The following is a 9,739-nucleotide window of genomic DNA, read 5'->3' as shown; positions in this document are numbered from 1 at the left end:
GGCGACCCCAGAGGTCTACCCCCCATCCTACCCTCTTTCCCGACGCGGCGCTCTTCCGATCTCAGCAGTCCGCCCAGGAGCAGCGCCATCGTCGGGACATCGCCGCCGGTCGCGGCGAGGTCGCCGCGGTCGCCGCGCGACGCGCCGCCGACGGGAGAGGCAGCGGCGTCATCGTCACCCCCGGAGTCCGGGTCCTCCGGCGTGCCGGGGTCGGTGGGATCCGTCGGAGTTCCCGGATCGGTGGGATCCACCGGCTCGTCCACCGCGACAGCCATCGGCGCGCTCTCGACGGCGGCCGCGTCCAGCGCGGTCACCACCCAGGTCTCCGTCGCGGCGCGCGCGGCGGCCGGGGCCTCGTCGGCGGGGAGGGGGAAGCGGAACGACGCCGCACCGCCTGCCCAGACCGTGTCGACCAGCGCGCCCGGGGTGGTGACGATCTGCGCCGGATCGCCGGTACCGCGATAGATCGCATACTGGCGGGCCTCCCGCGCGTCGCCGGCCTGCCAGCGGAGCTCGCCGTCGACGACCTCGGGGGCCACCGGGGCGGCCACCTGTCCGTCCGAGAGCCAGGGCTTGGCCGGAACGAGCGTGGGGTGGGCGAAGGCCTCGCCCTCGAGGAGCTCGATCGCGGTGTTCTTCGCCTCGTGCTTGAGCTGCTGATCCGCGGGCAGAGCGGCCAGGTCGCTCGGCTTCATGTCGTTGTAGCTGAACAGGACGCTGCCCTCGATGCCGTCGAGCTTCTGGTTGTACCGGATCTGATTCGGCACCTCTTCCGGATTCATCCAGGCCTGCTCCCAGCCGCCGTTGTTGACGTGCTTGTAGAGCGCATGCCCCACGTAGACCTGGGTGCGGCTGCCGGCGGCCACGTCGCTCCACCACTGCGCCAGCTCCCCGTACGGGGCGGCCGCCTGATCGAAGCTCCAGTAGATCTGCGGCACGATGTAGTCGATCAGCTCGTCCTGCACCCACCCGCGGGTGTCGGCGAAGACCGCCTGACTGTACGTCTGCGACGAGCTCGTCGGCGTGTGGGATCCGGCCGGGTCGAGCGCCTCGTGCTCCCAGATCCCGAACGGGCTGATACCGAGCTGCACGGCGGTGCCGCGGGCCGCGTTGCCGGCGTCGATCGCGTCGCCGACGAGGGTGATCAGACCCGTGATGTTGTCGCGCCGCCACGCCTCGATGCCGGCGACGGTGTCGGGATAGCCCGCCGTGAGGCCGAACTCCTCGAACGTCGCCCGGTCCTCGCCCTGCGCGCCGAAGAACACGTTCTGACCGTCGACGGTGATCCGGTACGGGTAGAAGTAGTCGTCGAAGTGGATGGCGTCGACGTCGTAGTTCTCCGTGATCTCGGCGACGGTGGCCGCGACGTACGCGGGGACCTCGGGCTGGCCGGGGTCGAGGAACAGCTTCTCCTCGAAAGACAGGACCCAGTCGGGGTGCTGCACGGCGAAGTTGTCGTCGGCGAGGATGCCGGCGTCGTTCAGTGCCGCGATGTACTGCGGGATGGAGAGTGCCTTCACCTGGTCCGCGGTGAGGCCGAGGGCGGTGAGGATCCCCGGCGAGGTCATCTTCGCGTTGGTCACGCGATAGGGGTTCAGCCACGCGTGGAACTCCATGCCGCGGGCGTGGGTGGCCTCGACCATGCGCTGCAGCGGGTCATAGCCGGGATCGGCGCCCTGGGTGCCGGTGAGGAACTCGGACCACGGGTTGAGTGCCGACGGGTAGTAGGCGTCCAGCAGCGGACGCACCTGGAAGATCACGGCGTTCATGTTCCAGGAGGCGAAGTCGTCGAGCACCGTCGCGTAGCGGGCGTCGAAGTCCGCCGCGTCGGCGGGTTTGCCGAAGTTCAGGTTGCCGATCGTCCCGACCCAGGCGCTGGAGAAGCGGCGGTTCTCCGGCGTCAGCGTCGTGGGGATGGCGACCTGCTCGCCGGATCCCGGATAGGTGTACACGGGCTCCGTGCCGTAGCCGTAGGTGCCGGAGGCGTCCTTGACGTACCGGGTCAGCGGCTCCTCGTCGGGGGCCGCTCCGGCGGTCGTGGGGAGCGCCAGCAGGAGCAGGGCGGCCGCGGCGGTGGCGGCGATGCGTCTCTTCATCGAGTCCTCGTTCGATCTGGAAAAGAATTTCCACTGAAAGGGGTTGAACTGAAACTCTATGCCGATGTGGCTCTCGGCAGAAGACCGGGAGGAATTTTCGCCCCGATGTCGATCTCCGCCGTTCCCGTTCGACGTCTGTGATGAGAGGGTCGAGGAACGGCCCTTCGGAACAAGGAGAACATCATGAAGTTCATGCTCATCATGCGCGCGACCGACGACGCGGTGGCGGCCTATCAGGAGATGCCCTTCGAGCAGGTCATCGAAGCGATGGGCCGCTACAACGAGTCGATGATGAAGGCGGGCGTCCTCGTCGCCGGAGAGGGCCTGACCGACGCGGCGGAGGGCTTCGTCGTCGACTTCAGCGCCGAGAAGCCGCTCATCACGGACGGCCCCTACGGGGAGACGAAGGAGCTCTTCAACGGCTTCTGGATCATCGAGGTCTCCTCGCGCGAGGAGGCCGCGGAATGGGCGAGCCGGGCGCCGCTCGGACCGGGATCGTTCCTCGAGGTGCGCCGGGTGACCGGCCCGGAGGACTTCCCCGCCGACAACGAGTGGATCGAGAAGGAGGCGGGCTGGCGGGAGGAGCAGGCCCGCCGCGCCGAGCAGGCGTGACCCCCGTCCGCTGATGGACGGCTCCCCGGACCCCGCGACGACCTCGGCCGCCTCTGCGCAGGAGGCGGCCGAGCGCGCGGTCGCGGCCGTGTGGCGCATCGAGTCCGCGCGCATCGTCGGCGCACTGACGCGGATGGTCGGCGACTTCGGCCTGGCAGAAGATCTCGCGCAGGAGGCCCTGGTCGCCGCGCTGCGGCAATGGCCCGCCGAGGGCGTGCCGCAGAATCCCGCCGCGTGGCTGACGGCCGTGGCGAAGCGGAAGGCGGTGGACGGATGGCGCCGCCGCGAGCGGCTGGACGACCGTCTGGCGCTGATCGCGCACGACCTGGAACAGGAGCAGGCGCAGGGGCACGAGCTGCCGTGGGACCCGGATGCCGTGGACGACGATGTGCTGCGCCTCCTCTTCATCGCGTGCCACCCGGTCCTCTCCCGGGAGGCGCAGGTCGCGCTCACGCTCCGGGTCGTGGACGGTCTGACGAGTGAGGAGATCGCCCGCGCCTTCCTCATCCCCACGGCGACCGTGCAGCAGCGGATCGTGCGCGCGAAGAAGACGCTGGCGGCCGCGCACGCGCCGTTCGAGGTGCCCCCGCGGGAGGAGCATGCGGCGCGGCTCGGCGCGGTCCTCGGGGTGCTCTATCTCATCTTCAACGAAGCGCACGCGGCCAGCAGCGGTCCGGAGTGGATGCGGCCGGAGCTGAGCGACGAGGCCATCCGGCTCGCCAGGGTGCTCGCCGCGCTGCAGCCCCGGGAACCGGAGGTGCACGGCCTGCTCGCGCTCCTGGAGCTCACGGCCGCACGCTTCCCGGCGCGGACCGACCGGAACGGCGACCCGGTGCTGCTCGCCGATCAGGACCGTCGGCGGTGGGACCGCAGTCGCATCGCGCGGGGGAGAGCAGCCCTGGCGCGGGCGGACGCACTCGGCCGCGGACGCGGGCCGTACAGTCTGCAGGCCGCCATCGCCGAACGCCATGCCGTCGCGCCGTCCGTGGAGGAGACCGATTGGGACCGCATCGTCGTCCTCTACGAGGCGCTGGGCCGGCTCACCCCGTCCCCGGTGGTGGAGCTCAATCGCGCGGCCGCCGTCGCCATGGCCACCGGGCCCACCTCCGCCCTGCGGCTGCTCGACGACCTGGCCGAGTCTGGCGCGCTGCGCGGGTACCACCTGCTCCCCGCGACCCGGGGCGAGCTGCTGCGCCGACTCGGGCGGGAGAGCGAGGCGCGCAGCGAGTTCGCGACCGCCGCGGCGCTGGCGGGCAACGACCGCGAGCGCGATCTCCTGGAGCGCAAGGCGCACGGTGCCGGGAGCTGATCGTCCGCGGCACGAAAAGACCCGCCCCTCACGGATGCTCTCGCAGCCGTGAGGGACGGGCGTGGGTGACGCGGAGCGCGTCGAGTGGGGTCTGCGTCAGTCGTTGACCCGCTGGCCGCGGCCGGCGATGAGACCGTAGATCAGCAGCACGATGATCGAACCGCCGATGGCGAGGAGCCAGGTGCCGAGGTCCCAGAACTCGGTGAGCGGACGGTTGAGGATCAGGCTGCCGAGCCAGCCGCCGAGCAGGGCGCCGACGACGCCGAGCAGCAGGGTGATGAACCATCCGCCGCCCTGCTTGCCGGGCAGGATCAGCTTGGCGATAGCTCCGGCGATGAGGCCGAGAAGAAGAAAGCCGAGAAAACTCATGGTCAGCTCCTTGGGTCAGGAGCCCCGGGGTGCCGGGGCCTCGTGACACCTACTGTGCCCGGCTCCGGATTCGCGTGCCAACCCCTTGCGCGCGGCCTCCCGGATATGGCAAGAGGCCCGCCTCCCCAGGGAGACGGGCCTCTCGTCGCGACGGTCGCGTCAGTTGTTGCCGCGGGCGATCGCGATGATCCGGAGGATCTCGACGTACAGCCAGACGACGGTGACCATGATGCCGAAGCCGCCGAGCCAGCCGTACTTGCGGGGAGCGCCGTTGCGCACGCCCTGCTGGATCTGGTCGAAGTCGAGCACCAGCGAGTACGCCGCCATGATCACGACGAGGACGCCGATGATGAGGCCGAGCGGGATGCCCATGATCTCCTGGCTGAACAGCCCGAAGGCGTTGGTGTTGACACCCGTCCACATGAGGACGAGGTTCAGGAGCGAGAAGACCAGGTAGCCGATCATCGCGATCATGAAGATCTTGGTCGCCTTCTTCGAGGCGCGGATCTTGCCGCTCGCGAAGAGGGCGAGGGTCACGCCGACGACCGAGACGGTGGCGAGCGTCGCCTGGAAGACGATGCCGGGCCAACGGACCTCGAAGAACGCCGAGATGCCGCCGATGAAGAGACCCTCGAAGGCCGCGTAGGCGAAGATCAGCGCGGGGCGGACCTTCTTGCGCGAGGTGAAGGTGATGACCATCGCCAGCACGAAGCCGCCGAGCGCCCCGAGAGCCCAGGGCAGCACGTTGACGGCGGCGGGGTTGTACGGGTCGTAGCGCGGCACGTCGAGGCCGCCGAGCGTCAGCACCCAGCCGACGACGGCGGTGACGAGGAGGATGCCGAAGAGGCCGGCGGTCTTCCACACGGTGTCCTCGACGGACATCCGGTCGGTCTCGAGGGCGCCTGCGGCGGGAGCGGCGTACATGCCCTCGAGCTGCGCGTTGGCGGCGGCATCCATCGCGCCGTGCTGGAGCGACGCGGCCTGCGCGCCCTGAGCGCCCTGGGGCGCACCCGGGTAGGTCGCGACGTTGCGCGGGTCCTGCTGCTGGAAAGCAGGATTGTTGAAAGCGAAGTTGCTCATCAGGTGGGCCTCACTCCAAAAGGGGGGTCGTAGGTCGCTTTCCTCCACGATACCCGTGAGGCGACACTCCCGGGGTGCCTTACGCTGTGAGCGTGCCCAGCAAATCTCCGCTCGTCATTGGGCATCGCGGTGCCCCGGGTCACCGACCGGAGCACACCCGTTCGTCTTACGAGCTCGCTCTCGCGATGGGGGTCGACGCGGTCGAGCCGGACGTGGTCGCCACCCAGGACGGTGTCCTGGTCGTGCGGCACGAGAACGAGATCTCCGGCACCACGGACGTCGCCGATCACCCGGAGTTCGCGGATCGCCGCACGACGAGGCGCGTGGACGGTGCCGCACTGACCGGCTGGTTCACGGAGGACTTCACCTGGGCGGAGCTGTCCACGCTGCGCTGCCGGGAACGGCTGCCGAAGCTCCGGGCGTCCAGCGCCTCCTTCGACGGCACGGAACCCATCCTGCGCCTGCGCGACGTCCTCGACCTCGTGCGGGCGGCCGCGCAGGAGCAGAGTCGGCCGATCGGCGTCGTGCTCGAGGTGAAGCACGCCACGCATTTCGCGAGCATCGGACTCGACCTCGCGCCCCTCATCGCGCGGGAGCTGCGCGACGCCGGATGGGCGGCGGGGGAGCTGCCGCTGATCGTGGAGAGCTTCGAGTCGACCGTGCTCGGGCAGCTCCGCGCCGCGGGCGTCGACGCGAGCTTCGTCTACCTCATCGAGGCGGCGGGACAGCCGTACGACCTGCTCGTCGCCGAGGGATCGAAGGCCTTGAGCTACCCGGAGACCGTGACCCCCGGGAATCTGGATCGCCTGGTCGGTCAGGTCGACGGGATCAGCGTCGACAAGAAGATGCTCCTGGCGCAGGGTACGACGCTGGTCGCCGATGCCCATGCCCGCGGCCTGACCGTCTTCACCTGGACCTGCCGTCCGGAGAACTCCTTCCTCGCGGCGCCCTACCGCGGTCCGGGAGGCAAGAGCGCTTTCGGGCAATACGAGGCCGAGTGGGGCGTGATCGCCCGGCAGGGCGTGGACGGCGTCTTCGTCGACCACCCCGATCTCGGCGTGGTGTTCTTCCGCAGTTGACCCGTCGCGGTCAGAGCGTGCGGTCGAACGCGCCCTGACGGGTGGAGACGATCTCCTTGCCGAGCGGCATGAGCGACACCGGGACCATCTTGAAGTCGGCGATGCCCATCGGGATGCCGATGATGGTGATGCACAGTGCCAGTCCCGACACGATGTGGCCGAGCGCGAGCCACCACCCCGCGAGGATGACCCAGAGCACGTTCCCGAGGAACGAGCCGACGCCGGCCGTCGGCTTGCTGACGACCTCGCGGCCGAACGGCCAGATGGCGTAGGCGGCGATGCGGAAGGACGCGATGGCCCACGGGATCGTGATGATCGGGATGCACAGCAGCAGGCCGGCCAGCACGTAGCCGAGGAAGAGCGCCCAGCCCGCGAGGATGACCCAGATGATGTTGAGGATCGTGCGCATACAGCGATTGTGTCACCCGCGGGGCGGCGCGGCTGGGCATCAGCCCGGAGGTCCCCGGCGCTCGCGCCCGGCGATGCCAGACTGACCGCATGACCGGAATAGTGGTGGACGACGTCAGCAGGGCGTTCGGGGACGTGCAGGCCGTGCGAGGGGCCACGCTGCGCGCAGAGGCGGGAAGGGTGACGGGCCTGGTGGGCCCGAACGGCGCGGGCAAGACGACGCTGCTCCTGATGCTCGCCTCGTTGCTCGCCCCCGACAGCGGCTCGATCCGCATCGGCGGCATCGACCCCGAAGCCGATCCGCTCGCGGCGCGTCGCGTGCTGGGGTGGATGCCGGACGCCCTCGGCGCCTGGCCCTCGCTCACGGCCCGCGAGACCATCGTGACCACGGCCCGCCTCTACGGGATCGACCGCGCGGACGCGGAGCGGCGGGCGCAGCACCTCCTCGGTCTCGTCGGCCTGGGAGAACTCGCGGACTCCGCCGCGAAGGTGCTCTCCCGCGGGCAGAAGCAGAAGCTCGGCCTCGCCCGCGCTCTCGTTCACGACCCGCAGGTGCTGCTTCTCGACGAGCCGGCGTCGGGCCTCGATCCCGAGGCCCGCGTGCAGCTGCGGGTGCTGCTGCGCCGCTTCGCGGCCGAAGGGCGCACGGTCCTCATCTCCAGCCACGTGCTGTCCGAGCTGGAAGAGGTCGTCGACGATGCCGTCTTCCTCGTCGGCGGGGCCGTGGTGGATGCCGCTCCGGCGCAGAGCACGGTCCGCGCCTGGCGGGTGCGGCTCGCCGGTGCCACCGCGGAGCGCCTGAACGCGGACACGTGGCAGGTCGCGTCGACTCTCGGACTGGCACCTGAGTCCCTCGCCGTGGACCGCGGCGCCATCCTCGTCGGCTTCCCCGGGGAGGACGCCGCCGCCCGGTCGCTGCGTCTCCTCGTGGAGGCGGGGCTGCCGGTCGCGGAGTTCGCACCCGCGCAGAGCGATCTGGAGCACACGTTCCTCGCGCTCCGGCACCCGCAGCCGCTCGCGGCGACGACCCCGCCGCCCCCGCCGCCTGCGGCACCCCACGGAACGGAGGCGGGAGCATGAGCCTGGCGAACATCGGCGTCATCGCGCGCCTGGAATTGACCCAGCGGCTGCGGAGCATCGGCTGGTACGTGCTCCTCGGCGTCTTCGCGCTGGTGCTCCTCGGCGTCACCGGCCTGTCGTTCGCCGTGTACTCCTGGGGGGAGGACGTCGGGGCGGGCGTGTCGTCCATCGTCGTCAACGTGGTCCTGCTGCTCGTCGTGCTCGTCTCGCCGACGCTCAGCGGCAACGCCATCAACGGCGACCGGGAGGCGGCCACGCTCGCGCCGATCCAGGTCACCGCGGCATCGACCGGCGACATCATGCTGGGCAAGCTGCTCGCGGCGATCGCGACGGGCGGCGCGTTCCTCCTGGTGGCGGTTCCCTTCCTCGCGGCGTCGCTGCTGGCGGGCGGGACCGATCCGATCGTGCTGTTCGTGGCGCTGCTCATCCTCGCCGTCGAGATCGTCATCGTCGCCGCGATCGGCGTCGGCCTGAGCGGCCTCATCGCCCGCCCGCTGTTTTCCGTCGCGTCCACCTACCTCGTGGTCTCCGCACTCGTCATCGGCACGATCATCGTCTTCGCGCTCGGCGGCCTGGCCGTGCGCAGCGAGGCGACGAGCTACAGCCGCCCCTACGACAACAACGGCAACGTGGACTGCGAGAGCTGGGAGAGCTACACGTACGAGGCGCCGCGGTTCGACCTCGTGTGGTGGGCGCTCGCCGCCAACCCGTTCGTCGTGCTCGCCGACGCGACCCCTACCGAGTTCAGCAAGGACGGCTATCCGGTCGATCTCTACGGGCAGATCAAGTGGGGCGTCCGCAGCGCGCAGCTCTCGCCGCTGGAGCAGCGCTGGGACGACTGCGATCCGGAGAGCGGCTCTCAGACCGCCGAGGAGGTGATCGACGAGACCGTGCCGAGCTGGTTCGTCGGGCTCGGCGTGCAGGTCGTGCTCGCCGGGGCGCTGTTCGCGGGAGCATGGGCCCGCACCCGGACGCCCGCGCGGCGGCTGCCGCCCGGCACGCGGATCGCCTGAGCGGAAGAGGGGGGATGCGCATCATGCGTCGAGCCGGCAGACATGTCACGCGGACCGACCGCCGCGACGGAAGGGCCGCATGAGCATCGCATTCCTCCTCACGACCCTGGTGGTCGTCGCCACCCCGGGAACCGGGGCGGTGTACTCGGTGGCGATCGGGATCTCCCAGGGGGCGAGGGCCGGCGTCGTCGCCGCCCTCGGCTGCACGCTGGGGGTCGTCCCGCACATGATCGCCGCGATCACCGGTCTGGCCGCGATCCTGCACGCCTCCGCCGTCGCGTTCGAGGTCATCAAGTGGTTCGGTGTCGCCTACCTGCTGTACCTCGCATGGCGGACGTTGCGGGACACTGCGCTGATGCCGGCGGAGGGGGACGCCGTGCCCGTGTCGTCGTGGCGGATCATCCGCACCGCGGTCCTCCTCAACCTCCTGAACCCGAAGCTGACCATCTTCTTCTTCGCCTTCCTGCCGCAGTTCGTCGCCGCCGGAGGCACCGGAGCCACGGCGCAGATGATCGTGTTGAGCCTGGTCTTCATGGCGGTCACCTTCGTCGTGTTCGCCGCGTACGGGATCTTCGCGGCGACCATGCGCACGCGCGTCCTCACCCGGCCGAAGGTGATGGCGTGGCTGCGGCGCTCCTTCGCGGCGACCTATGTGCTGCTGGCGGGGCGTCTGGCGCTCGAGCCCCGTTAGGC

10 protein-coding genes are annotated in these 9,739 nt (G+C 70.3%); 6 read left to right on the top strand and 4 right to left on the bottom strand.

From position 1 onward, the window contains the following. Positions 1–2,096: glycoside hydrolase family 10 protein (locus D8M34_RS12095; protein WP_126894127.1), on the bottom strand; the 2,096-nt coding region annotated here is incomplete at its 3' end. 183 nt (positions 2,097–2,279) lie between these two features. On the opposite strand from D8M34_RS12095, the gene D8M34_RS12090 reads away from it, so the two are divergent. Together D8M34_RS12090 and D8M34_RS12085 are read left to right on the top strand one after the other, a co-directional pair. Further along, positions 2,280–2,708, top strand: a complete 429-nt coding sequence (locus D8M34_RS12090) for a YciI family protein (RefSeq protein WP_025103753.1) — start codon at positions 2,280–2,282, stop codon at positions 2,706–2,708. A 13-nt stretch (positions 2,709–2,721) separates the two neighbouring features. Continuing rightward, entirely contained in the window at positions 2,722–4,017 is a 1,296-nt protein-coding gene (locus D8M34_RS12085) for an RNA polymerase sigma factor (RefSeq protein ID WP_126894126.1), read from the top strand. 96 nt (positions 4,018–4,113) lie between these two features. Here D8M34_RS12085 and D8M34_RS12080 read toward each other — a convergent pair whose 3' ends face one another. Together D8M34_RS12080 and D8M34_RS12075 are read right to left on the bottom strand one after the other, a co-directional pair. After that, entirely contained in the window at positions 4,114–4,386 is a 273-nt protein-coding gene (locus D8M34_RS12080; RefSeq protein WP_025103755.1) for a GlsB/YeaQ/YmgE family stress response membrane protein, read from the bottom strand. Positions 4,387–4,545: 159 nt separating this feature from the next. Beyond that, a complete protein-coding gene (locus tag D8M34_RS12075; RefSeq protein ID WP_025103756.1) occupies positions 4,546–5,466 on the bottom strand; it encodes a Bax inhibitor-1/YccA family protein in 921 nt (306 codons plus the stop codon). A 92-nt stretch (positions 5,467–5,558) separates the two neighbouring features. Between D8M34_RS12075 and D8M34_RS12070 the strand changes: the two genes are divergently transcribed. Beyond that, complete coding sequence (locus D8M34_RS12070; RefSeq protein ID WP_126894125.1) at positions 5,559–6,545, top strand: glycerophosphodiester phosphodiesterase family protein; 987 nt, start codon at positions 5,559–5,561, stop codon at positions 6,543–6,545. A 10-nt stretch (positions 6,546–6,555) separates the two neighbouring features. Here D8M34_RS12070 and D8M34_RS12065 read toward each other — a convergent pair whose 3' ends face one another. Continuing rightward, a complete protein-coding gene (locus D8M34_RS12065; protein ID WP_060922036.1) occupies positions 6,556–6,954 on the bottom strand; it encodes a YccF domain-containing protein in 399 nt (132 codons plus the stop codon). Between the two features lie 89 nt (positions 6,955–7,043). Between D8M34_RS12065 and D8M34_RS12060 the strand changes: the two genes are divergently transcribed. The 3 genes from D8M34_RS12060 (at position 7,044) to D8M34_RS12050 (ending at position 9,737) form a co-directional block, all read left to right on the top strand. After that, complete coding sequence (locus tag D8M34_RS12060; protein ID WP_126894124.1) at positions 7,044–8,033, top strand: ABC transporter ATP-binding protein; 990 nt, start codon at positions 7,044–7,046, stop codon at positions 8,031–8,033. Continuing rightward, on the top strand, positions 8,030–9,046 hold the full coding sequence (locus D8M34_RS12055) for an ABC transporter permease (RefSeq protein WP_126894123.1): 1,017 nt from the start codon (positions 8,030–8,032) through the stop codon (positions 9,044–9,046). The genes D8M34_RS12060 and D8M34_RS12055 overlap by 4 nt, the downstream gene beginning before the upstream one ends. 79 nt (positions 9,047–9,125) lie before the next feature. After that, entirely contained in the window at positions 9,126–9,737 is a 612-nt protein-coding gene (locus tag D8M34_RS12050) for a LysE family translocator (protein ID WP_126894122.1), read from the top strand. The last annotated feature ends 2 nt before the right edge of the window (positions 9,738–9,739 follow it).

The sequence above is a fragment of the Microbacterium sp. HSID17254 genome (assembly GCF_003989315.1).
Lineage (GTDB): Bacteria > Actinomycetota > Actinomycetes > Actinomycetales > Microbacteriaceae > Microbacterium.
This window is presented reverse-complemented; position numbering and strand designations above follow the sequence as displayed.

Excerpts from the sequence above, each read along its gene's own strand:
- D8M34_RS12090 (WP_025103753.1), top strand. The coding sequence starts at position 2,280 with ATGAAGTTCATGCTCATCATGCGCGCGACCGACGACGCGGTGGCGGCC.
- D8M34_RS12085 (WP_126894126.1), top strand. The coding sequence starts at position 2,722 with ATGGACGGCTCCCCGGACCCCGCGACGACCTCGGCCGCCTCTGCGCAG.
- D8M34_RS12080 (WP_025103755.1), bottom strand. The coding sequence starts at position 4,386 with ATGAGTTTTCTCGGCTTTCTTCTTCTCGGCCTCATCGCCGGAGCTATC.
- D8M34_RS12075 (WP_025103756.1), bottom strand. The coding sequence starts at position 5,466 with ATGAGCAACTTCGCTTTCAACAATCCTGCTTTCCAGCAGCAGGACCCG.
- D8M34_RS12065 (WP_060922036.1), bottom strand. The coding sequence starts at position 6,954 with ATGCGCACGATCCTCAACATCATCTGGGTCATCCTCGCGGGCTGGGCG.
- D8M34_RS12060 (WP_126894124.1), top strand. The coding sequence starts at position 7,044 with ATGACCGGAATAGTGGTGGACGACGTCAGCAGGGCGTTCGGGGACGTG.
- D8M34_RS12055 (WP_126894123.1), top strand. The coding sequence starts at position 8,030 with ATGAGCCTGGCGAACATCGGCGTCATCGCGCGCCTGGAATTGACCCAG.
- D8M34_RS12050 (WP_126894122.1), top strand. The coding sequence starts at position 9,126 with ATGAGCATCGCATTCCTCCTCACGACCCTGGTGGTCGTCGCCACCCCG.